The sequence below is a fragment of the Streptomyces kurssanovii genome (assembly GCF_040677245.1).
GTDB lineage: Bacteria > Actinomycetota > Actinomycetes > Streptomycetales > Streptomycetaceae > Streptomyces > Streptomyces kurssanovii.
Map to the genome: position 1 here is coordinate 1 of NZ_JBFAQK010000054.1, position 22,420 is coordinate 22,420.

Consider the following 22,420-nt stretch of genomic DNA (forward strand, 5'->3'; position numbering starts at 1 on the left):
GCCTGCGGCGGGCCTGTTCCCCACCCCGCCCCTTCCCGCTGTACCGATGTGCGGCTCCGCCGCGTGGCGGGCTCCGCCCGGACCCGTACCGCGCTCCGCGCGGTGCCCTCAATCGCCGGGCAGGCTGGATTTCTCTCCGCGAAATCAGCCTCGCCGGCGATTGAGGCGCGGGGGCCCGGGGGCAGAGCCCCCGCCACCGCGCGAAGCGCGGTACGGGTCCGGGGCTTGCCCCGGTTCGGGAAGGGGCGGGGTGGGGAACGGCTCCGCGCAGCGGCACCGCCCCGCCACGCCCCCCGGTTCAGGACGGATCCGATGGGTACCCGCCGTCTGTCGCCGTCGGCTGCGGCGACAGAAGGAGGCCGGCGATGATCCGCAACGTCATCGGCTCGGTCCTCGCTCTCATCGGAGCGACGGCCGCCGTATGGAGCCCCTTCCGTGACTGGTACGACGGCCGTCACGGGCGCGACTACCGCATCCAGGACCTGTTCACCGGCATCACCTCGAACGAGGGCGAGCTCTTCGCGTCCCTCCTGCTGCCCATGGCCTTCGCCGCCCTGCTGACCCTGATCGGTGTGCTGCTGCGTTCGCGCCTGCTGGTGGCGCTCGCCGGCGTGGTCGTCCTCGGGTTCACCGTCCTGTGGATGGTCCGGCAGGGGCAGGCCGCCGGCAGTCTCACGGCGGGCGGGGACGGGGACGGCCTCGGTCTGGGCGTCGCTCTCTCCTTCGGCGGAGGCGTGCTGCTGCTGTTGGCCGCCGCGCTGATGAGCGGTCGCCGCGCGCTGCGCCGCAGGCGCGAGGAGCCGTACGACGAGGAGCCCCCGGGCCATGTCCCGGCAGCGGCGGACGACTGGGGTCCGTACGGCCGGGACCCGAACAGCCCCGGTCCTTATCAGGGCCAGGACCGGTACGACGCGGGCGCCCACTACGGGGACGAGGAACCTCCGCCCCGGCACACGAGGTAGCGTCAGCGCCGGCCGGCGGCCTCCGTGGAGGAGGCGAGCAGCCCGGCCCGTTCGGCGGCGGCGTCGCGCAGCCGGTGCACGGGGCCGAAGAGCAGTTCGTCGGCCGCGGCCCGTTTCACGTACAGATGCGCCTCGTGTTCCCAGGTGAGGCCGATGCCGCCGTGCAGCTGGACCGTCTCGCCCGCGACGGTGCGCAGTGTCTCGAGGCACTGCGCGAGTGCGAGGGCGCCCGCCGCCGGGTCCCCTGCCGCGTAGTACGCCGCGGAGCGGGCCGCCTGGACGTGGACGTACAGATCGGCGAGCCGGTGTTCGACGGCCTGGAGGGAGCCGTTGGGGCCGGACCGTTCCCGGGTCCTGACGTGCTGCACGGCTCTCGACAGCGCGCCTGCCGCCGCGCCCGCCGCATCCGCCGCCAGGAGGGTCGCCGCGCCGGAGCCGGTGGCACGCAGAGCCCGGGGCACATCGGCGCCGTCCTCCCCGAGGAGCCGGGCGGGGCTGTCGCGGAGCTCGAGCCGGGCCTGCGGGCGGGTCTCGTCGAGTGCCCTCAGCCGGGTGCGGGTCAGGCCGGGTGCGTCGGCGTCGACCTGGAACAGCAGGGGGCGGCTGCGCGGGAAGCCGCCCGTGTGGGCGGCGACCAGCAGCAGCCGGGCGCTGTGGCCGTCGAGCACCTGCGGGGCCTCGCCGTAGAGGGTCCAGGCGTCGCCGGTCCGCCGGGCCTGGATGCCGCCGGCACGGCCGCCGCCCGCCCATGCGCCGGCCGTGTTGTCGCCGGTCAGCGCGAGGGCCTCTGCGAGGTTGCCGGGGACGGCGAGCGTGCAGGTCAGGGAGGCGTCCGCGATGCGCGGCAGGAGCTCGTCGCGCTGTGCGGGGGTGCCGAGGGCCAGGATCAGGGGGGTGGCGAGGCCGGTGGTGGCGAGCAGGGGCGACGGCAGCAGGACCCGGCCGCTCTCCTCGCAGGCCGGCGCGAGTTCGGTGAGGGTGCGGTCCGCGCCGCCGTACCGGGCGGGGAGTGCGAGGCCGGGCAGGCCGAGCTGCCCCGCGAGGCGGGCCCACAGCTCGGTGTCGTACCCCTCGGGTGTGCGGGCGGCCGCGGCGGACCCGGCGGGACCCGCGTGTTCCGTCAGCGCTTCGCGCAGTGTGCGGCGTATCCCGTGCTGCTCGGTGGTGAAGGCGGCATCCATCGGCGGCTCCTGCCCACGACATTCTGACGGGCCGTCATGTTAGGGCGTCGGGGACCGGATGCACAGACGTCTTCCGCCCCTCGAAGCCTGCTATCTGATGTACCGTCAGGTTTATGCCCTCCACACCGCGCAAGGTCGCCGTCGTCGGCATGTCACTCTCGGACTGCGGCCGCGTCGACGGCCTCACCCCCTACGCGCTGCACGCCCAGGCGGCCCGCCGGGCACTCGCCGACTCCGGCCTGGACCGCTCCGTCGTGGACGGCCTCGCCTCGGCCGGCCTCGGCACCTTCGCGCCGGCCGAGGTCGCCGAATATCTCGGCCTGCGGCCCCTCTGGGTGGACTCCACGGCCGTCGGCGGGGCGAGCTGGGAGGTCATGGCGGCGCACGCGGCCGACGCCGTCGCCGCCGGTCACGCCAATGTGGTGCTGCTGGTCTACGGGTCCACCGCCCGCGCCGACATCAAGGCGGGACGGCGCACCTCCGACCTGTCCTTCGGCACCCGCGGCCCGCTCCAGTTCGAGGTGCCGTACGGGCACACCCTGGTCGCCAAGTACGCGATGGCCGCGCGCCGCCACATGCACCGGTACGGCACGACCCTGGAGCAGCTCGCCCAGGTGGCGGTCCAGGCGCGGGCGAACGCCGCCGCCAACGAGGACGCCATGTTCCGTGATCCGATCACCGTGGACGACGTGCTGGACGGCCCGGTGATCGCCGACCCGTTCACCAGGCTGCACTGCTGCATCCGCAGCGACGGCGGGTGCGCGGTGCTGCTGGCCGCGGAGGAGTACGTACCGGACACGGCGAAGGACCCGGTGTGGATCCTCGGCACCGGCGAGCACGTGTCCCACACCACCATGTCGGAGTGGGACGACTTCACCGTCTCCCCCGCGGCCGTGAGCGGCCGGCTCGCCTTCGAGCGGGCCGGGGTGCGGCCCGACGAGATCGACATCGCGGAGATCTACGACGCCTTCACCTATATGACCCTGGTGACGCTGGAGGATCTCGGCTTCTGCGCCAAGGGCGAGGGCGGCGCCTTCGTCGAGCAGGGGCGGCTCCTGCGAGACGGGAAGCTGCCGGTCAACACCGACGGAGGCGGCCTCTCCGCCTGCCACCCGGGCATGCGGGGGCTGTTCCTCCTGGTGGAGGCCGTGCGGCAGCTACGCGGCGAGGCCGGCGCCCACCAGGTACGGGGGCCGGGCGGCCGGCTGCCGGCGCTCGCGGTGGCGTCGGGGACGGGCGGCTGGTTCTGCTCGTCGGGGACGGTGGTGCTGGGGCGGGGGTGAACTCCCCCGGGCGAGCCCGGGGAGGTTGAATGCGTTTATGGACCATGAAGAGCGCGACCCGCAGGCGGCCTTCCGCGCCCTGCTGCACGCGCAGCGCGTCTGGGACGTCGAGCTGCCCGGGTTCGACCCGGCCGGCGCGCCCGGTGACCCGCTGCCGCTGTTCCACCGGTGGTTCGGCGAGGCCGTGGCGGCCGGCCAGCCGGAGCCGCACACCATGACCCTGGCGACGGTGGACGCGCAGGGGTGTCCGGACGCGCGGATCGTGATGCTCCACGACGCCGACGGACACGGCTGGCACTTCGCCTCGCACGCCACCAGCGCGAAGGGCCGACAGCTGGCGGCCGTGCCGGAGGCGTCGATCGTCTTCTACTGGGCCACGCAGGGCCGCCAGGTCAGGGTCCGGGGCCGGGTCGTCCCCACCACCGCAGAAGAGAGCGCGGCGGATCTGCACGCCCGCTCGACGGGTGCGCTGGCGGCGGCGCTGACCGGGCGGCAGAGCGAAGTGCTGGGCTCGGTGGAAGAGTTGGCGCGCGCCTCGCAGACCGCGTGGGACAAGGCGCGCGCCGAACCGGACGCCCCGGTGCCGACATGGACCCGGTACGTGCTCCAGCCGCGCGAGGCCGAGTTCTTCCAGGGCGACGAGCGGCGCCGGCATGTGAGGCTGCGCTACCGGCGGGCCGCCGGCGGGGAGTGGGAGCGGGAACTGCTCTGGCCCTGAGGGGGCCCGGCAGGCCGGAAGACCGGGACACTGACGCCGTCCGCTCCCGTACGGAAGGCGACCGTCAGCTCCATCCCGACGGCCAGCCGGTCCGGCTCGCACTCCACGACCTCGGTCATCATCCGCACCCCCTCGGCGAGTTCGACCAGCGCCGCCGTGTAGGGCACGCGGTCCGTGAAGGGCGACAGGTCGTTGCGGTGGACGACGGACCAGGTGTACAGCGTGGCGTGGCCGACGGCCCGCTCCCAGCCGACGTCGTCGCTCCAGCAGTGCGGGCAGAACTCGCGCGGGTAGTGGTGCGGCCGCCCGCAGGCGGCGCAGCGGCGGATCAGCAGTTCGCCGGCGGCGGCCGCGTCCCAGTAGGGGCGGGTGAAGTCGTCGATGCCGGGCGTCGACGGGTCCTGGGCCATCAGAAGAGTCCGATCGCGTCGTCGAGCGACCACACCTGCCAGGACATGGCGAAAAGGGCGACGAGGGAGGTCAGGGCCATCATGGCGTTCTGCCCCTGCTCCGCCCAGTCGTGGATCATGAGCACCAGGTAGAGCAGATTGAGCAGCAGCCCGCCGGCCAGCGCGACCGGGGTCAGGAATCCGCTGACCAAGCCGAGCCCGAGGGCGAGTTCCGCGTGCACGACGAGGTGGGCCATCACCTTGGGGCGGGGCGCCACCACCCTGTCGAAGCCGGTGCGGACCGTCTGCCAGCGGTGCTCCGCGGCGACACCGGCCGCCCAGGTGATGCCCGTACCGCGTTCGAGCCAGCCCTTGCGGTCCTTGTGGCGCCAGCTCTCCAGCCACCACAGGCCGAGGCCGATGCGCAGAACGGCGGCCCATTCGGCACCGGTGAGCAGTATCGTCCGCATGCTCCGGCCTCCCCTCCCATTGTTTCTGACGGTACGTCAGTTCAGCGGAAGGCGGTGGCGGACGCAAGAGGGCCGCGACCGTGACCGATTCGCAACCGAACTCCGTCTTGACTGAGACCCATCAAACCGGCGGGTCATTACGCTCACGCTCATGGCCGACGAAAAGGACTCCGACAGATACCCGGGCATCGACCGGACGAACGACCGCCCGGTGTATGTCGTCGGCGGCGGTCCGGGCGGTCTCGCCGCCGCGGCCGCACTGCGGGAGCGGGGCGTACGGGCGGTGGTGCTCGAGAGGTCCGAGTCGGTCGGCGCGTCCTGGCGGCGGCACTACGACCGGCTCCATCTGCACACCACCCGCAGGCTCTCCGCGCTGCCCGGCCTGCCGATGCCCCGCTCGTTCGGCCGCTGGGTCTCGCGTGACGACGTCGTCCGCTACCTGGACAAGTACGCGGAGTTCCACGCGCTGGAGATCGTCACCGGCGTCGAGGTGTCCCGCATCGAGCCGGCCGGAAACGACTGGGTGCTGCACGCCACCGGCGGTCGTCGGCTGACCGGGCGGGCGGTCGTGGTGGCCACGGGCTTCAACCACACCCCGCACCTGCCCGACTGGCCGGGCCGCGACACGTACCAGGGCCGGCTGCTGCACGCCGGCGAGTACCGCAACCCGGGGCCCTTCGCGGGCAAGGACGTGCTCGTCGTCGGCGTGGGCAACACCGGCGCCGAGATCGCCGTCGACCTCGTGGAGGGCGGCGCCGCGCGCGTACGGCTGGCCGTGCGCACCGTCCCGCACATCGTGCGCCGCTCCACCGCGGGCTGGCCCGCCCAGCGCACCGGCATCCTGGTCCGCAGGCTCCCGGTGCGGCTGGTGGACCGGGCGGGCGAGGTCATGTGCAGGATCGCCGTACCCGACCTCGCCGCGCAGGGACTGCCGCGCCCGGACACAGGCCTGTACTCGCGCGTCAAGGAAGGCGCCATCCCCGTGCAGGACGTGGGCCTGATCGACGCCGTGCGCACGGGCAGGGTGGAGCCCGTCGCGGCCCTCGAGTCGTTCGACGACGGCAAGGCGGTGCTGGCCGACGGTACGCGGATCTCTCCGGACGCCGTGATCGCCGCGACCGGCTACCGGCGCGGGCTGGAGGACATGGTGGGGCACTTGGGCGTGCTCGACGAGCGCGGCCGCCCCGTCGTCCACGGCGGCCGCACCCCGGCACAGGCGCCGGGCCTGTACTTCACCGGCTTCACGAACCCGATCAGCGGCATGCTCCGCGAGATGGCGATCGACGCACGCAAGATAGCGAAGGCGCTGGCATAGCAGCGCGGCCCTGCGGGCCGGGCCGACCGGTGCGCGGTCCTGCGGGCCGGGCCGGCCGGTGCGCGGGCCGGGCCGACCGGTGCGCGGTCCTGCGGGCCGGGCCGGCCGGTGCGCGGGCCGGGCGGGCCAGGCCGGCCGGTGCGCGTACCGCCCCGGCCTCGGCGCCGGCGCGGGCGGGCGGCTGTCCGGTCGACCTGCCTGCGGGTAGCCCCTCCGGCCCGGATGCCCGGTCCGGTCCGGTCGGCCAGGATGCGGGTACCCACCGCGGCCGGACGCGGATACCCGTAGCGGCCGGACGCGGGCGCCGTCACGCGGTGGAGCCGACTCCTCCGCCGAGCGAGCCGCCCCGGGGAAGGCCGGCACGGGTGCGGGGGCACGGGTGCGGGGGCCGCTTCTGCCTCGGTTCCGCCGTGGGGGCCGCCGCTCGGCGCGCTCAGCGGCGCTCGCCGGCGCGGCGTCCGAGCGTTCTCGGCCCGCACGACGGTTCCTGACTACCAGTCAGTTCGGTAACCTGACTGTGCGTCAGTTAACCGGCCGGGCAGCTCGGCCATCGAGCAGGAGCGGAGACCAGCGATGCTCGGATCAACTCACGGCACCCTCACCTCCGACCTTCGCGCGCGCGTCGTCGCCTGCGGCGACCGCCCCGGAAACGCCGTCCACGAAGTCGCCGGACCCGCCACGTCCGCAGGTGACCTCGATGTGAGCGGCCGGCCCCTGTACGCCCCGGTGCCCGACCTGGACCGGTTCTTCCGTCCCTCCTCCGTCGCGGTCGTCGGGGCCTCCGACACCGAGGGCAGGCCCAACACCGGCATCACCCGCCGACTCGTGGACTGGGCCGCCCGCGTCGGCGCCCGCCTGCACCCCGTGCACCCGACCCGGACGTCCGTCTTCGGCCTCGACTGCGTACCCTCCGTCGCCGATCTGCCGGGCCCCGTCGACGTCGCCGTGCTGCTGGTCGGCGACCCGCTCCCGCTGATCCCGCAACTCGGCGAGGCCAAGGTGCCGTTCGCCGTCGCGTTCGCCTCCGGATACGCGGAGACCGGCGAACAGGGTGTCGCCGCCCAGTCGCGGCTCGCGGCGGCCGTGGAGCGCTCCGGCGTACGGCTGCTCGGCCCCAACACCAATCTGAACGCCTTCGAGACGTTCCGCGACGACCTCGACGGGCCGGCGATCGCGCTCGTCACCCAGTCCGGTCACCAGGGCCGGCCCGTGTTCACCATGCAGGAGCTCGGCGTACGGCTCTCCCACTGGGCGCCCACCGGCAACGAGGCCGACCTCGAGACGGCGGACTTCATCTCGTACTTCGCCGAACGCCCGGAGGTCGGGTCCATCGCCTGCTACGTGGAGGGGCTGAAGGACGGGCGATCCTTCCTGCTCGCCGCCGACCGGGCGGCCCGGCGCGGGGTGCCCGTCGTCGCCGTCAAGGTCGGCCGCACCGACACCGGCGCGCGGACGGCCGCCTCGCACACCGGCAAGCTCACCGGCAGCGACCAGGTCGTGGACGCGGCGATGCGGCAGTTCGGCGTCATCCGCGTCGACGGGCTCGACGAACTCCAGGACACCGCCGCACTGCTGGCGCGGGCGAGGCGCCCGGCCGGCGACGGTGTGGCCGTCTACTCGATCTCCGGCGGCACGGGCGCGCACTTCGCGGACCTGGCGACCGCCGCTGGACTGCGGATCCCACGGCTGAGCGACGCCCGGCAGGCCGAACTGCACCAGTGGATACCGCCCTACCTGAACGTCTCCAACCCCATCGACAACGGCGGACACCCGGTGGGCGACCACCGGGGCCGCAAGATCATCGACGCGATCCTGGCCGACCCGGACGTGGACGTGCTGATCTGCCCGATCACCGGCCCCTTCCCGCCGATGAGCGACAGGCTCGCCCAGGACCTGGTGGACGCGGCGGAGACCACCGACAAGCTGGTGTGCGTGGTGTGGGGGTCACCTGCCGGCACGGAGGAGGCGTACCGGACCACGCTGCTCGGCTCCTCCCGGGTCGCCACCTTCCGCACCTTCTCCAACTGCATCACGGCCGTGCGCGCCCATCTGTCCCACCACCGGTTCACGGCCCGCTACCGCTCCCCGTTCGACGAGGCGCCGCGCACCCCGTCCCCCTCGTACCGCAAGGCGCAGGCACTGATGCGGCCCGGCGAGCAGCTGAGCGAGCACGCGGCGAAGCAGCTGCTGCGGGCCTACGGCATCCGCGTGCCCCGCGAACAGCTGGTGACCAGCGCGGCGGCGTCGGTACGGGCGGCGGCCCTGGTGGGCTACCCGGTCGTGATGAAGGCGTCGGCGCCGCAGCTCGCGCACAAGACCGAACTGGGCCTCGTCAAGATCGGCCTCACCTCGGCGAGCCAGGTACGCGACAGCTACCGCGAACTGACCGACATCGCCCGCTACGAGGGCGTGGACCTCGACGGCGTGCTGGTGTGCCAGATGGTGGAGCGGGGCGTCGAGATGGTCGTCGGGGTCGCGCCGGACGACCTGTTCGGCCCCACCGTGACCGTCGGCCTCGGCGGGGTGCTGGTGGAGGTGCTGCGGGACACCGCGGTGCGCGTCCCGCCCTTCGGCGAGGACCAGGCCCGCGACATGCTCGGTGAACTCCGGGGCCGCGCACTGCTGGAGGGCGTACGGGGCGGCCCGCCCGTGGACGTGGACGCCCTGGTGGAGGTGATCCTCCGGGTGCAGCGGATGGCCCTCGAACTGGGCGACCAGCTCGCGGAACTGGACGTCAACCCGCTGATGGTGCTGCCGCGCGGGCAGGGCGCGGTGGCGCTGGACGCGCTGGCGGTGTGCCGGTGACCGGGGACGTCCTGCACGAGGTCGACCGGTCCGTCTCCTGGATCACGCTCAACCGGCCCGAGGTGATGAACGCCCTGACACCGGAGCAGCGGGAACGCGTCATCGAGCTGCTCGCCGCCGCCTCCTCGGACCCTGCGGTGCGTGCCGTCGTCGTCACGGCTACGGGGCGGGGCTTCTGCGCGGGGGCGGACCTGCGCGGCACCCCCGCGGGCGCCCCGGCCCCCGGGGACGTCGCCCGGACCATCCGGCTCGGCGCGCAACGGCTGATCGGGGCCGTGATGGACTGCGAGAAGCCGGTGATCGCGGCGGTCAACGGCACGGCGGCCGGCATCGGCGCGCATCTGGCCCTCGCCTGCGACCTGGTCCTGGCGGCGGAAGAGGCGCGCTTCATCGAGGTGTTCGTACGGCGGGGGCTGGTGCCGGACGGCGGCGGGGCCTACCTGCTGCCCCGTCTGGTCGGCCCGCAGCGCGCAAAGGAGCTGATGTTCTTCGGCGACGCCCTCCCCGCGCCGGAGGCGCTCCGCATGGGCCTCGTCAACCGGGTCGTCCCCGCGGCGGACCTGGACGCGACGGCCCGCGAATGGGCCGCCCGCCTGGCCGCCGGCCCGACCCGGGCGCTCGCCCTGACCAAGCACCTGGTGAACACCTCCCTGGACGCGGACCGCGCGGCATCCTTCGCGGCGGAGGCCGACGCCCAGGAGCTGAACATGACGACGGCGGACGCCCAGGAGGGCGTGGCGAGCTTCGTGGAGCGCCGTGCGGCCCGTTTCGAGGGACGATAACGGCGAGGCCGGACCACCACCATCGGGTGAACGCAAAGCGATCACCCGCGGCCCGCGCTAGGCTCTCCATAACGTCCTTGTTATGAACTGGGGAGAAATCGAGCTTGAGCCGGAGGTGGAGAAGTGGTTCCTCGGGTTGAGCCGGCAGCATCGTGGTACTGCCGCGTTCTACGTGGACCTGCTCGCCAAGCAGGGTGTACTGCTCGGCGAGCCGTACACCAGACAGCTGAGCGGCAAGCTCCGGGAGCTTCGGTTCCACTTGGACAGCGAGGCGACGCGCATCACCTACTGGATCGCGAGCGGGCGCAGAATCATCCTTCTGACGGCCTTCCGCAAGCAACGCATGCGGGAATCCGGCGAGGTCGAACGGGCACTGCGGGCCATGCGCGTATGCATGGCCGAGGAGCACACGGCGGACGAGGAGTGAAGCCATGAACGACCGGAAGCCGTGGGCGGAGCTGAGGGACGAGGTCGTCGCCCACCCCGAGGCCCGAGACGCGTACGACGCGGCCCGCATCCGTTACGAACTCGGCCGCGAGGTGCGCGAACGCCGAGTGGCGCTCGGCATGACCCAGGACCAGCTCGCTCGCGCCGCCGGTCTCCAGCAGCCCGCCGTCGCGCGCTTCGAAGCGGGCGGCACCATGCCGACGCTGCCGCTGCTCGAACGGCTCGCGGCAGCGCTCGGGGCACGGCTCAGCGTCGCGTTCGAGCCTCTCGACCGTGCGGGTTGACCCCGTGGCGCACAGCCCGCGCACCCTCCCCCGGCACACCCCCGAGTTGAGCATGCCGACCCACCCAGACCCACCGCGGTCGCCCGGTACCGGAGCGCAGAGGGTTCCTATCTGACGGTTCGTCAGCTTCAATGGAGGGCGTGATGGGACACGCGGCCATGGCCGCCACCGCCGTCCGGTATCTGAGGTCCGTCGGGGCGCCGACCGGGGCCGGACCGGGGGCCGGCGTGCCGGCGCCCGTGCTGCGGGCCGTCAGGGAGGACGAGCGGGCGCCCTTCGGCGCCGGTGAGTTCCGGCGGGTGCTGGGGCACTTCGCCAGTGGGGTGACCGTCGTGACGGCGGCCGGGGAGGACGGGCCCGCCGGGTTCGCCTGCCAGTCGTTCGCGTCGCTGTCGCTCGATCCGCCGCTCGTCGTCTTCATGGTGGGGCGCACGTCCACGACCTGGCCGCGGATCGCCCGCGCCGGAGGCTTCTGCGTCAACATCCTCGGCGAGGACCAGGGCGAGCTGTGCCGGGGCTTCGCCGTGAGCGGGGCGGACAAGTTCGCCGGGGTCGCGTACCGGCCCGCGCCGGTCACCGGCGCGCCGCTGCTGGACGGTGCGCCCGCCTGGATCGACTGCACCGTCCAGGCCGTGCACACCGGCGGCGACCACCTCCTCGTCGTCGGCCGGGTGATGGCACTGGACGCCCAGGAGGACGGCGCGCCACTGCTGTTCCACCGCGGGCGGTTCGGGCGCTTCGACGTCCGATAGCCGCCGGCACACGCTGTCACCGCCGCGGATGCTGGTCGCATGACCACGACGACCTACGAAGCCCTCGCCATCGCGCCCACCGTGCTGAAGCGGCTGCGGGAACGTGACGACGCGGGACTCGTCCCGCGGCCCGCCGTCGACCCGCAGGGCGGCGCCCCGCTCCGCTGCTGCCTGCGGCACAGCGAGGCCGGCGAGCGCATCGCTCTCGTCTCGTACGCGCCGCTGCGCCGCTGGGCGGCGGAGACCGGCGCCGATCCGGGACCGTACGACGAGTGCGGGCCCGTTTTCGTCCACGCGGAGGAGTGCGCGGGGCAGACGTCCGGGCCCGGCTACCCGGTCGGACTCCACGGCCCGCGAAGGGTGCTGCGCGCGTACGACGCAGCCGGGCGCATCCTCGGCGGGACGCTGGTCGAGCTCCCCAGGGAGCGGGCCGCCGAGGTCGACGGCGTGCTGCGGGAGGTCTTCGCCGACCCGGCGGTGGTGCTGGTGCACGTGCGGGCCGTGGAGTTCGGCTGCTTCATGGTCGAGATCCGCCGCCGCTGGACCGTGGCACCCGGGACCGGTCGCCGCTAGACCGTGGCGGCCGGGACCGCCTTCGGGAGCGGCTTGCGGCGGATGACCAGGGCCATCAGGGCCGCCGCCGCGCACAGGGCTCCGGAGGCGTACCAGACCACGTCGTACGAGCCGAAGACATCACGGGCGACGCCGCCCGCGAAGGCGACGACCGCCGCGCCGACCTGATGGGAGGCCAGCACCCAGCCGAAGACGATCGCGCTGTCGTCGCCGTAGTGCTCGCGGCACAGGGCGATCGTCGGGGGCACGGTGGCGACCCAGTCGAGGCCGTAGAAGACGATGAAGAAGATCATCGGCGGCTCGACCGACGGCGCCAGCAGCAGGGGCAGGAAGAGCAGCGAGACGCCGCGCAGCGCGTAGTACACGGCGAGGAGGCGGCGCGCTTCGAAGCGGTCGGTGAACCAGCCGGACGCGATCGTGCCCACGACGTCGAAGACACCGATCACGGCGAGCAGCGACGCGGCAGCGGTGATCGGCATGCCATGGTCGTGCGCGGCGGGCACGAAGTGCGTCTTGACCAGACCGTTCGTCGAGGCACCGCAGATCGCGAAGGTGCCGGCCAGCAGCCAGAACGGGCCGGTGCGGGCGGCACGGAAGAGGACGGTGACGGCCCTGCGCGCCGCGCCGGGCACCGGCTCCGGCTTGGGTGTGAAGCCCTCGGCGCCGTACGCGGCGAGGCCCACGTCGGCCGGGTGGTCGCGCAGCAGCAGCCAGACGAAGGGGACGACGGCCAGCGCGGAGAGCGCGACGGTGATCGAGGCGGGCTCCCAGCGGTGGTTCTCCACCAGCCAGGCCAGCAGCGGCAGGAAGACGAGCTGCCCGGACGCGCCGGCCGCGGTGAGGATGCCGGTGACCAGACCGCGGCGCCGCACGAACCACCGGTTGGTGACGGTCGCGGCGAACGCGAGCGCCATGGAGCCGGAGCCCAGGCCGACGAGGACACCCCAGTAGAGGATCAGTTGCCAGGCCGCGGTCATCGTCACCGTCAGCGCCGACCCGATCGCGATCACGGTCAGCGCGACGGCGACGACCCGGCGGATGCCGAAACGGTCCATCAGGGCCGCGGCGAACGGCGCGGTCAGCCCGTACAGGGCCAGGTTCACCGAGACGGCGAAGCCGATCGTGCCCCGCGACCATCCGAAGTCGTCGTGCAACGGCTCGATCAGCAGACCCGGCAGGGACGCGAAGGCCGCCGCGCCGACAATCGTCACGAACGTGACGGCCGCGACGAACCAGGCGCGGTGGATACGGGGCGGGCGGCGAAGCGGCTGCCGGGAGCCGGTGCTGGACGCGGTTGTCTGGGTCACGTCACCCAGCTTCCGGTCCGGGGTCCGTCCGCAACGAGTGGCCGGGAGGACAGCGTTCGATAGGATCGGGCCATGACTGCTGCGAGAAGGCACCGGGTCGTGGTCCTGGCGCTGCACGGGCTGCTCCCCTTCGAGCTCGGCATCCCGCACCGGATCTTCGGCCGCGCCAAGGACGCCGCCGGCAACGCCCTCTACGAGATCCTCACGTGCGGGATCAGGCCGGGGCCGGTCATGACGGACGCCGACTTCGCCGTGCACGTCGAGCACGGGCCGGAGGCGCTTGCCGGCGCGGACACGGTCGTCGTCCCCGCGTCGTACGAGCTGGGGCCCGTCTACGACGAGGGCCGGCTCCCCGACGATCTGGCCGCCGCCCTCGCGCACATCCGCCCCGGCACCCGCATGGTGTCCATCTGCACCGGCGGGTACGTACTCGCCGCCGCCGGCTATCTCGACGGCCGGCCCGCCACCACCCACTGGTCGGCGGCCGAGCACTTCCAGCGGATGTTCCCGTCCGTCAAGGTCGACGCGGACGTCCTGTTCATCGACGACGGCGACGTGCTCACCTCGGCGGGGGTCGCGGCCGGACTCGACCTCTGCCTGCACATCGTGCGCCGCGACCACGGCGCCGCCGTCGCCAACGAGGTGGCGCGCCGGACCGTCGTACCGCCGCACCGTGACGGCGGACAGGCCCAGTACATCCACCGGCCCGTCCCGGAACCGCAGTTGGCGACCACCACGGCCGCCCGCGCCTGGGCGCTCGACCGGCTGCACGAGCCGCTGCAACTGAGGGACCTGGCCGACCAGGAGTCGATGTCCGTGCGGACCTTCACCCGCCGCTTCCGCGAGGAGGTCGGCATCAGCCCGGGGCAGTGGCTCACCCAGCAGCGGGTGGAACGCGCCCGGCATCTGCTGGAGTCCACGGACCTGTCGGTGGACCAGGTGGCGCGGGACGCGGGCTTCGGCACGGCCCAGTCGATGCGCCAGCATCTGCAGGCGGCGCTCGGCGTCCCGCCCACCGTGTACCGGCGCACCTTCCGCGCGAGCGCGGCCGGCGCCTGACACGTGGGCGGGGCAGGGCCGGACGCACAGGGTGTGGAGCAGGTCGGGCCGGCAGCCGGCGACCGACGGAGCGGGCCCGGCGCGCGTGTACCCGGGGGCGCGGCCGGCGCCTGACACCGGGGCGGGGAGCTGTCGGGCACGGAGGGAACGGCCTCGGGGCGGCGGACAGCGGCCGGCGGGGCGCGGCCCGGCGGAACCGCGCAGGCGGGGTGGCACGGACGCCCAGGGAACGGGCCTCGAGGCGGCGGGGCGCGGCCCGGCGGAACCGCGCACGCGGGGTGGCGTGGACGCCCGGGGAACGGGCCTCGGGGGCGGTGGACGGCCGGGCGGTCGCGGGGCCGGCGGGATTCGAACCCGCGGACGGGGAGGGGCAGGCCCGCCCCCGCCCCCGTCAGTCGGCGTGGGAAGGGCCTCCCCCACGCCGATCGCAATGGGCCGCTCTGCCACGGCTCCGGGACCTGCGGGGCCGCGCGACCCCGGTCCCGCGACCCTACGGACGGCGGCCCGGCCGTGGCCACTCCTTTAGGGACGCCGGGGCTGCGCCCTTGGGGACTCAGAACGTGAGCACACCGCGCGCCACCCGGCCCTGCCTCGCGTCCTCCGCCGCCTTGGCGAAGTCCTCGACGGGGTAGGTGGCGGTGACCAGTTCGTCGAGCAGCAGACCGCCCCGGCGGTACAGATCGGCGTAGAGGGCGATGTCGTGCTGCGGGCGGGAGGAGCCGTAACGGCAGCCGAGCACCGACTTGTCCAGGAACATCGACGCGGGCAGGAAGGACGCCTCGGCCGTCGGCGCGGGCATCCCGAGCAGGATCGCCTTGCCGCGCCGGTCGAGCAGTTCGATCGCCCGCCGCACGAGCGCGGCGCTGCCGACGCACTCGAAGACATGGTCCGCGCCGGTCGGCAGGATGTCGCGCACGCCGTCTGCCGACCCGAGGAAGTGCGTCGCGCCGAACTGCCGGGCCACGCCCTCCTTCGCCGGGTTGGTGTCGACGGCGAGGATCGCGGAGGCGCCGGCGATCCTGGCGCCCTGGAGGACGTTGAGCCCGATGCCGCCGGTGCCGATGACGACGACGGTGTCACCGCGCTGCACCTCGGCCCGGTTGAGCACGGCCCCGACTCCGGTCAGGACGCCGCAGCCGATCAGCGCGGCCGAGGTGAGGGGGATGTCCGCGGGGATCCTCACGGCCTGCACGGCCTTCACGACCGTGCGCTCCGCGAAGGCGGAGTTGGACGCGAACTGGAACAGCGGCTCACCGGCCCGGAAGAAGGGACGGCCCGGCCGGCCGATCGCCCGGCGGCACATGGTGGGGCGCCCGCGGTCGCAGTCGGCGCAGGCGCCGCAGTTGGCGAGGGTGGACAGCGCGACATGGTCGCCGGGAGCCACATGGCCGACCCCGTGGCCGACCGCCGCGACGACGCCCGCGCCCTCGTGACCGAGCACCACCGGCACGGGGAAGGGGATCGTTCCGTCGATCACCGACAGGTCGCTGTGGCAGAGCCCGGCGGCCGCGATGTCGACGGCGACCTCACCCGGCCCCGGGTCCCGTACCTCCAGGTCCGCGACGACCTCGGCCTGTTCGCCGTCGAACACGACACCTCTCATCGCGGCTCCTTCGGCAGGCCGAGCTCCCGCTCGGCGACGGTGTTCCGCCGGCTCTCGTCGGAGCCGCCGTGGATCGTGGGCGCCGAGGCCGACCAGCGTCTCGACGGTGGCGCGCCGGGCGAGCGGGCCGCTGTCGTGCGGGGTGCCGGCGGCCGCGCGGAGCCGGGTCGGCCCGGGGCAGGTGCATCGTGCCGGCCCAGGGGAAGAGGAGGTCCACGGCGGCGGCTCACGCCGGGGGCCGGGCGCCGGGGCGCCGGCCGGTGTCGGCGGGGCCGGTCGCGGCGGGGGCGGCGCCGCGAGGCAGGTCTGAGACCGAGGCCGTATCGGCGCGTGCGGTGTCGCCCCCAGGGGGCGCGTCCAGCCGTTCCAGCAGCGGCATCGGGTCGGTGCCGACCGTGCCGGGGAGGAAGTCGGCTATCCGGTCGGGGGTCCACGGCCCTTCCCCGTAGGCGGCCCGCAGTTCCCTCGGCTGCGCCCAGACCGCGATCTTGGGGCCGGCGATCGTGTAGACCTGCCCGGTGATCCGCTCGGCGCGGGCACGCTCGGAGAGCAGATAGACGACGAGGGCGGCGACGTCCTCGGGGTCGCCGATCTCCTTGAGTTCCATGGGGACGTTCGCCGACATGCGGGTACGGGCCACCGGGGCCACCGCGTTGGCCGTGACCCCGTACTTGTGGAGGCCGAGCGCCGCACTGCGGACCAGCGATATGACGCCGCCCTTGGCGGCGGAGTAGTTCGCCTGCGACACGCTGCCCTGGTGGCTGCCGCTGGTGAAGCCGATCAGCGTGCCGGACCGCTGGGCCCGCATCACCGCCGACGCGGCGCGGAAGACGGTGAAGGTGCCTTTGAGGTGGGTGGCGAGGACCGGGTCCCACTCGTCCTCGGACATGTTGAACAGCATCCGCTCGCGCAGGATGCCCGCGACGCAGACGACGCCGTCGAGCCGTCCGTACTCGGCGAGGGCCACGTCCACGACGCGTGCCCCGCCCGCCATCGTCGCGATGTCGTCGGCCACGGCGACGGCCGTGCCGCCGGCGGCCTCGATCTCCTTGACGACGCGGTCGGCGACGGCGGACGTGGGCGAGGAGCCGTCGATCGAGACGCCGTGGTCGTTGACGACGACCTTCGCCCCCTCGGCCGCGCAGGCGAGCGCCACCGCCCGCCCGATGCCACGGCCCGCCCCGGTCACGGCGACGACCCTGCCTGCCAAGAAGTTCCCCACGACCGGCCCCTTCCCGCAGTTTCTGACGGACCGTTAGATTCTAGGCCCGGTCCGCCGCACGAGCACAAGCCCCAGGAGGCCAGATGTCACTGCCGGCCGCGTTCCACGACATCGCGAAACGCGTCAACAACTGGGGGCGCTGGGGTGAGGACGACGAGATCGGCACCCTGAACCTGATCACCGGCGAGGTGGTCAGGAGCGCCGCCGCCACGGTGCGCAGCGGCCGGCGCGTCCCCCTCGCCCTCCCCCTCCGGCAGGACGGCGTGCAGACCGGCGTCATCCCGGGACGGGTGAACCCGCTGCACACGATGGTCCAGATCAACCAGGAGCTCTTCGGGCCCGGGACCGTCGCCACCAGCGACGACACCGTGACGATGGGGCTCCAGGCGGCCACCCACTGGGACGCCCTGCCCCATGCCTCGCACTCGGGCCGCATCTACAACGGCCGCCCGGCTCACACGATCACGCCGCACGACCGGGCCCGCCTCAGCGGCATCGACAAGGTGCCGCCCGTGGTCTCACGGGGCGTACTGCTGGACGTGGCACGGGCGAAGGGGCTGGACCGGCTGGCCGCTGACCACGCCGTCACGCCGGAGGACCTGGAGGAGGCGGCGGAGTACGGCCGGGTCACCGTCCGGGCGGGTGACATCGTCCTCGTACGGACGGGGCAGATGCGGCTGTGCCTGGAAGGCGACCGGCACGGATACGCGTTCCCGTCGCCCGGCCTGTCGGTCCGCACCCCCGAGTGGTTCCACGCCCGTGACGTCGCCGCCGTCGCGAACGACACTCTCACTTTCGAGATCTTCCCCCCGGAGATCGAGAACCTGTGGCTCGCGGTGCACGCGCTCGATCTCGTGGAGATGGGCATGCTGCAGGGGCAGAACTGGAATCTGGAAGAACTGTCCACAGCCTGTGCACAAGAGCGGCAGTACGCGTTCCTGCTGTCGGCGATGGCGGAGCCGTTCGTCGGCGGGACCGGCACGCCGGTCGCACCGGTGGCCGTACTCTGACACCCGCGCCCGGCGCCCGCGGGCGGGATCAGGCCCCGCGCACCGCGACCGGCGGGCCGGCCAGCCGCGTGGCGTCCACCGGCAGGTCGCGGTCCACCTCGCACCAGATGGACTTGCCGGCGCCCTCCCGCTGCCAGCCCCAGCGGTCCGCGAGGCCGTCGACGAGCTCCAGGCCGCGCCCGCCGGTGTCCTCGCCCTGCGCGTGACGGGGTCTCGGCGGGCAGGCACTGACGTCGGCGACCTCGACCCTGACCGTCCCCGCCGCCGCGGTGCCCGCGCCGAACAGCATCCGCAGCACGGCCGGACACCCGGTGTGCACCACGGCGTTGGTGACGAGCTCCGAGATCAGCAGGATCAACGTCTCCGCCAGCGGCTCGTCGTCGCCCATACCGGACTTGAGGAGCCGCGAACGGGCCCATCTACGGGCCCGCCCCACCTCCGAAGGGTCGGATCCGATCTCCAACTGCACCTGAAGCACCTGCACAGCTCACACCACCCGAACCGGCGGACACATAGCCTCGCGCCTCACAGCCATAACGGAATGTGATTCCCTTACAGCACAGCATGATTGACTGTCAGTCACCGCAACAAGCGCTTCGGGCATATTCCAGCGTGAAGGAGTACGCATGGTGCATACTGTGCGACCCGCGCCCCGGACAGTCGAACACCAGGCCGCAGAACCCTTTCGCAACCCGGCCCGCCTACCGCCCGCCGACCGCCGGAGGGGCCCCCACCTGCGGCCCGACGGCTGCGAGAGATCGCCGCGGAAATTGCGCACCGACGGGCTCGGGACCGCCTGACCGGCGGCACCGTGAGACCCCGTCATCGCAGCGACTCTCATCCCACGGAGGGTACCGGAGTGGCGCCCCGACTCCACCCAGTGACGAGTCCCGCGAAGGACACAACCCGATATCGACGCACGGTGACCGTTCAGAATGCCGAGGCCAAAGCCTGCGCCTGGATCTCCTCCGCCTGAGCGGTCGTCAGCCACATCCGGGCCCGCAGCAGGGCGCGTTTGAGGTGGAGGTGCACGTCCGACTCCCAGGTGAAGCCCATGCCGCCGAACACCTGGAGGCAGTCCTTGGCGCCGCGCACCGCCGCCTCGTCGGCGAGCAGTTTGGCGCCGGCGATCTCCGTCAGGTCGCCGCGGACGGCCGCCGCGTAGACGGCCGCACGCGCGAGCTCCGTGCGGACGAGCATCTCCGCGCACAGGTGCCCCACTGCCTGGAAGCCGCCCACCGGCCGCCCGAACTGCACCCGTCCCTTCGCGTGGCGCACCGCCTCCTCGGTGCTGCGGGCGGCGCTGCCGAGCTGCTCCGCGGCCGTGAGCAGGACGGCGGTCCCCAGCAACTGGCCGGGCGCCTCGGGCGCGCAAGGGCGCGCAAGGCGGTGCAGGGGCGTGAGCGGGTCCAGGGACCGCACGGCGACCGCCTCCGAGGCGTCCACCGCGTGCGGGGTGCCGTCGGACGCGAACGCGACGACTGCGCCGGCGTCGTCGAAGTGCTGTACGAGGGAGGGGAGTTCGGACACCGAGGTGACGATCACCGTGCCGTCGGCCGCTCCCGGCACGAACCCCGCCGCCAGATGCGTCGCCACGAGCGGCCCCGGCAGCAGCGCCCGGCCCGCCTCCTCGAAGACGAGCACCGCCTCCGAGAGGCCCAGACCGGCGCCGCCGTCGTCCTCCGGCAGCCGGAGCGCGAAGAAGCCGGCGTCGCCCAGCTCGCGCCAGAGCTTCCGGTCGAGCCTGCCCTCGCGGTCCACGGCGGCCCGCAGCGCCTCGCGCCCGAAGCGGCCGTCGAGCAGGTCCCGTACGCCGCGGCGCAGCGCCCTCTGGTCGTCGCTGAGCCGGAAGTCCATCAGCGCCCCTTCGGCAGGCCGAGGACGCGCTCGGCGAGGATGTTCCGCTGGATCTGTGAGGTGCCGGCGGCGATGGTGTACGAGAGGGACGAGAGCCGCTCCCGCGTCCAGGGCAGCGACAGGTCGAGCGCGCCGGGTCCGAGGACCTCCGCGGCGGCGTCGTACAGCTCCTGACGGGCCTGGGAGTAGCGGAGCTTGAAGACGGACCCGCCGGTTCCGGGCACCCCGCCGGTGGCGGCGGCCTCGCTGACGTTCCACTGCACGAGCCTCCACAGTGCCGTGAACTCGGCGTGCAGCCTGCCCAGTCCGCGGCGCAGTACCGGATCGTCCCAGCGTCCGTTCGCACGTGCCAGCGCGGCCACCTCGGCGAGGGTGCGGCGGCAGGCGACGACCTCGCCGGCGAAGGCGGTGCCGCGTTCGTACGACAGCGTGACCATGGTGACGCGCCAGCCGTCGTTCTCCTCCCCGACGCGGTTCGCGGCGGGCACGCGGACCTCGTCGAGGAACACCTCGGCGAACTCGGCGGACCCGGCCAGGGTGCGCAGCGGCCGTACGGTGACGCCGGGCGCGTCCATCGGCATGGCGAGCCAGGTGATGCCGCGGTGGCGGGGGGCGCCGGGGTCGGTGCGTACGAGCAGTTCGCACCAGTCGGCCACCTCGGCGTGCGAGGTCCAGATCTTCTGGCCGGTGACGACGTAGGCGTCGCCGTCGCGGACGGCCTTGGTGCGCAGGGAGGCGAGGTCGCTCCCCGCCTCGGGTTCGCTGAAGCCCTGGCACCAGATCGCCTCGCCGCGCAGGATGGGCCCGAGCCAGCGTTCCCGCTGCTCGGGGGTGCCCTCCGCGGCGATGGTCGGCCCGGCGTGCAGCAGTCCGACGAAGTTCGCGCCGACGTAGGGCGCTCCGGCCTTCTCCGTCTCCTCGAGGAAGATCAGCCGGAGGGTCGGGGAGGCGTCCCAGTGCACATTCCCGTAGCCGGCGTCGTACAGCCTTCGCTGCCAGTCGCTGTCGTAGGCGCGCCGCGCCGGCCAGTCGGCGGCCGGCGGCGGTGGGGGCAGCGTGGGCAGCGCGTCCGCCAGCCAGTCGCGCAGCCGGGCCCGGAACTCCTCCTCCGCGGCGGTGTACGCCAGATCCACTACGTGTCCAGGTCCAGGCCGAGCATGCGGATGGCGTTGCCGCGCATCAGCTTGTACACGGTCTCGTCGTCCAGGTCCTTCACATGGTCGAGGGCGACCTGTTTGGTGTGCGGGAAGGTCGAGTCGACGTGCGGGTAGTCGGTCTCGAAGGTGGCGTTGTCGCGGCCCACGGTGTCGAGGGAGGCGACGCCGTGCTTGTCGCGGAAGAAGCAGCAGAAGATCTGCCGGTAGTAGTACGTGGAAGGCGGTTCGGGGACGAGGTCGCGCACACCGCCCCAGGCCCGGTGCTCCTCCCACACGTCGTCGGCGCGTTCCAGGGCGTACGGGATCCATCCCATCTGCCCCTCGCTGTAGGCGAGCTTGAGCCGCGGGAAGCGCACGAGGACGCCGCTGAAGAGGAAGTCGGTCATCGAGGCCATGGCGTTGTTGAAGGAGAGCGCGGCCTGCACGGCGGGCGGGGCGTCCGGAGAGGCGGCGGGCATCTGGGACGACGAGCCGATGTGCATGTTGACGACGGTGCCGGTGTCCTGGCACACGGCGAAGAACGGGTCCCAGTAGCCCGAGTGGATCGACGGCAGCCCGAGGTACGTGGGGATCTCGGAGAACGTGACGGCGCGTACGCCGCGTGCCGCGTTCCTGCGGATCTCGGCGACGGCCAGGCCGATGTCCCACAGCGGGACGATGCACAGCGGGACGAGCCGGCCGCCGCTGTCGCCGCACCACTCCTCGACCATCCAGTCGTTGTAGGCGCGGACACAGGCGAGCGCGACCTCCTTGTCGTGGGCCTCCGCGAAGGTCTGGCCGCAGAAGCGGGGGAAGGTCGGGAAGCAGAGCGACGCCTCGACGTGGTTGAGGTCCATGTCCTTGAGGCGCTCGGCGGGATCCCAGCAGCCGGGCCGCATCTCGGCCCGGGTGATGCCTTCCAGGGTCATCTCGTCGCGGTCGAAGCCGACTGCTGCGATGTTGCGCTTGTACGGGAACTTCAGGTCCTCGTAGATCCACCAGTCGGTGGACGGCCCTTCCGGGTCCATCGTGATCCGGTACTTGCCGCCGACGTAGGCGAGCTCGCCGATCCCGGCGGTCAGCGGCTTGGGCCCGCGCTCGCGGTACTTGGCGGGGAGCCAGGTCTCGAAAAGGTGCGCCGGTTCGATGACATGGTCGTCGACGCTGACGATCCGGGGCAGTTCCTGTTCCATCGGGCCTCCGCTCCTGACGGTGCGTCAGTTCCGTCGCTCAGGCTAGCCCCGCACCCCTGGACCGACAAGGCG

General features: G+C 73.3%; 22 protein-coding genes and 1 tRNA gene. 12 read left to right on the top strand and 11 right to left on the bottom strand.

All coding sequences use genetic code 11. The features are described 5' to 3' along the window. Positions 1-365: 365 nt before the first annotated feature. Positions 366-962, top strand: a complete 597-nt coding sequence (locus AB0K36_RS27580) for a hypothetical protein (RefSeq protein ID WP_364599528.1) — start codon at positions 366-368, stop codon at positions 960-962. 2 nt (positions 963-964) lie between these two features. Here AB0K36_RS27580 and AB0K36_RS27585 read toward each other — a convergent pair whose 3' ends face one another. Beyond that, on the bottom strand, positions 965-2,143 hold the full coding sequence (locus tag AB0K36_RS27585; protein ID WP_364599530.1) for an acyl-CoA dehydrogenase family protein: 1,179 nt from the start codon (positions 2,141-2,143) through the stop codon (positions 965-967). A gap of 113 nt (positions 2,144-2,256) precedes the next feature. Here AB0K36_RS27585 and AB0K36_RS27590 point away from each other — a divergent pair, with 113 nt between their 5' ends. Further along, positions 2,257-3,426: a thiolase C-terminal domain-containing protein gene (locus AB0K36_RS27590; RefSeq protein WP_364599531.1), complete on the top strand. Its 1,170-nt coding sequence runs from the start codon at positions 2,257-2,259 to the stop codon at positions 3,424-3,426. Between the two features lie 37 nt (positions 3,427-3,463). After that, positions 3,464-4,144, top strand: coding sequence for a pyridoxine/pyridoxamine 5'-phosphate oxidase (locus AB0K36_RS27595; protein ID WP_364599533.1), 681 nt, complete (start codon positions 3,464-3,466; stop codon positions 4,142-4,144). On the opposite strand, the gene AB0K36_RS27600 is transcribed toward AB0K36_RS27595, so the two are convergent. Together AB0K36_RS27600 and AB0K36_RS27605 are read right to left on the bottom strand one after the other, a co-directional pair. Then, positions 4,093-4,554: a Zn-ribbon domain-containing OB-fold protein gene (locus AB0K36_RS27600; protein ID WP_364599535.1), complete on the bottom strand. Its 462-nt coding sequence runs from the start codon at positions 4,552-4,554 to the stop codon at positions 4,093-4,095. The genes AB0K36_RS27595 and AB0K36_RS27600 overlap by 52 nt on opposite strands. Further along, positions 4,554-5,003 (bottom strand): DoxX family protein, encoded by a 450-nt coding sequence (locus AB0K36_RS27605; protein WP_364599537.1) that lies wholly within the window; start codon positions 5,001-5,003, stop codon positions 4,554-4,556. The genes AB0K36_RS27600 and AB0K36_RS27605 overlap by 1 nt, the downstream gene beginning before the upstream one ends. A 151-nt stretch (positions 5,004-5,154) precedes the next feature. Here AB0K36_RS27605 and AB0K36_RS27610 point away from each other — a divergent pair, with 151 nt between their 5' ends. From AB0K36_RS27610 to AB0K36_RS27640, 7 genes are all read left to right on the top strand, one after another. Beyond that, positions 5,155-6,318, top strand: coding sequence for a flavin-containing monooxygenase (locus AB0K36_RS27610; protein WP_364599539.1), 1,164 nt, complete (start codon positions 5,155-5,157; stop codon positions 6,316-6,318). Between the two features lie 573 nt (positions 6,319-6,891). Further along, positions 6,892-9,123 carry an acetate--CoA ligase family protein gene (locus tag AB0K36_RS27615; protein WP_364599541.1) on the top strand — a complete coding sequence of 744 codons (2,232 nt, stop codon included), beginning with the start codon at positions 6,892-6,894 and terminating at the stop codon, positions 9,121-9,123. Then, complete coding sequence (locus AB0K36_RS27620) at positions 9,114-9,905, top strand: enoyl-CoA hydratase/isomerase family protein (protein ID WP_364599543.1); 792 nt, start codon at positions 9,114-9,116, stop codon at positions 9,903-9,905. The genes AB0K36_RS27615 and AB0K36_RS27620 overlap by 10 nt, the downstream gene beginning before the upstream one ends. 82 nt (positions 9,906-9,987) lie before the next feature. Next, positions 9,988-10,332 carry a type II toxin-antitoxin system RelE/ParE family toxin gene (locus AB0K36_RS27625; RefSeq protein ID WP_364599544.1) on the top strand — a complete coding sequence of 115 codons (345 nt, stop codon included), beginning with the start codon at positions 9,988-9,990 and terminating at the stop codon, positions 10,330-10,332. A gap of 4 nt (positions 10,333-10,336) precedes the next feature. Further along, entirely contained in the window at positions 10,337-10,636 is a 300-nt protein-coding gene (locus tag AB0K36_RS27630; RefSeq protein WP_364599545.1) for a helix-turn-helix transcriptional regulator, read from the top strand. Between the two features lie 158 nt (positions 10,637-10,794). Continuing rightward, entirely contained in the window at positions 10,795-11,388 is a 594-nt protein-coding gene (locus AB0K36_RS27635) for a flavin reductase family protein (protein WP_364599589.1), read from the top strand. 39 nt (positions 11,389-11,427) lie between these two features. Further along, positions 11,428-11,961 (top strand): DUF1203 domain-containing protein, encoded by a 534-nt coding sequence (locus AB0K36_RS27640; protein WP_364599546.1) that lies wholly within the window; start codon positions 11,428-11,430, stop codon positions 11,959-11,961. On the opposite strand, the gene AB0K36_RS27645 is transcribed toward AB0K36_RS27640, so the two are convergent. Then, on the bottom strand, positions 11,958-13,268 hold the full coding sequence (locus AB0K36_RS27645) for an MFS transporter (protein WP_364599548.1): 1,311 nt from the start codon (positions 13,266-13,268) through the stop codon (positions 11,958-11,960). The two genes, AB0K36_RS27640 and AB0K36_RS27645, sit on opposite strands and share 4 nt — an antisense overlap. A gap of 72 nt (positions 13,269-13,340) precedes the next feature. On the opposite strand from AB0K36_RS27645, the gene AB0K36_RS27650 reads away from it, so the two are divergent. Beyond that, positions 13,341-14,327, top strand: a complete 987-nt coding sequence (locus tag AB0K36_RS27650; protein ID WP_364599550.1) for a GlxA family transcriptional regulator — start codon at positions 13,341-13,343, stop codon at positions 14,325-14,327. 333 nt (positions 14,328-14,660) lie between these two features. Here the strand turns inward: AB0K36_RS27650 and AB0K36_RS27655 are convergent. The 3 genes from AB0K36_RS27655 to AB0K36_RS27665 all read right to left on the bottom strand — a co-directional run bounded on the left by AB0K36_RS27655 (position 14,661) and on the right by AB0K36_RS27665 (position 17,152). Continuing rightward, positions 14,661-14,780, bottom strand: a tRNA-OTHER gene (locus AB0K36_RS27655). 100 nt (positions 14,781-14,880) lie between these two features. Further along, positions 14,881-15,930, bottom strand: coding sequence for a Zn-dependent alcohol dehydrogenase (locus AB0K36_RS27660; RefSeq protein WP_364599552.1), 1,050 nt, complete (start codon positions 15,928-15,930; stop codon positions 14,881-14,883). A 226-nt stretch (positions 15,931-16,156) separates the two neighbouring features. Next, positions 16,157-17,152, bottom strand: a complete 996-nt coding sequence (locus AB0K36_RS27665; RefSeq protein WP_364599554.1) for an SDR family oxidoreductase — start codon at positions 17,150-17,152, stop codon at positions 16,157-16,159. 83 nt (positions 17,153-17,235) lie between these two features. Here AB0K36_RS27665 and AB0K36_RS27670 point away from each other — a divergent pair, with 83 nt between their 5' ends. Beyond that, complete coding sequence (locus AB0K36_RS27670) at positions 17,236-18,162, top strand: cyclase family protein (protein ID WP_364599555.1); 927 nt, start codon at positions 17,236-17,238, stop codon at positions 18,160-18,162. A 28-nt stretch (positions 18,163-18,190) separates the two neighbouring features. Here the strand turns inward: AB0K36_RS27670 and AB0K36_RS27675 are convergent, their stop codons facing one another. The 4 genes from AB0K36_RS27675 to AB0K36_RS27690 all read right to left on the bottom strand — a co-directional run bounded on the left by AB0K36_RS27675 (position 18,191) and on the right by AB0K36_RS27690 (position 22,348). Beyond that, positions 18,191-18,646, bottom strand: coding sequence for an ATP-binding protein (locus tag AB0K36_RS27675; RefSeq protein WP_364599557.1), 456 nt, complete (start codon positions 18,644-18,646; stop codon positions 18,191-18,193). Positions 18,647-19,092: 446 nt separating this feature from the next. Further along, entirely contained in the window at positions 19,093-20,019 is a 927-nt protein-coding gene (locus AB0K36_RS27680; RefSeq protein ID WP_364599558.1) for an acyl-CoA dehydrogenase family protein, read from the bottom strand. Next, positions 20,019-21,152, bottom strand: coding sequence for an acyl-CoA dehydrogenase family protein (locus tag AB0K36_RS27685; protein WP_364599560.1), 1,134 nt, complete (start codon positions 21,150-21,152; stop codon positions 20,019-20,021). Before AB0K36_RS27685 ends, AB0K36_RS27680 begins: the two co-directional genes overlap by 1 nt. Next, complete coding sequence (locus tag AB0K36_RS27690; RefSeq protein WP_364599561.1) at positions 21,152-22,348, bottom strand: amidohydrolase family protein; 1,197 nt, start codon at positions 22,346-22,348, stop codon at positions 21,152-21,154. The genes AB0K36_RS27685 and AB0K36_RS27690 overlap by 1 nt, the downstream gene beginning before the upstream one ends. Between the last annotated feature and the right edge of the window lie 72 nt (positions 22,349-22,420).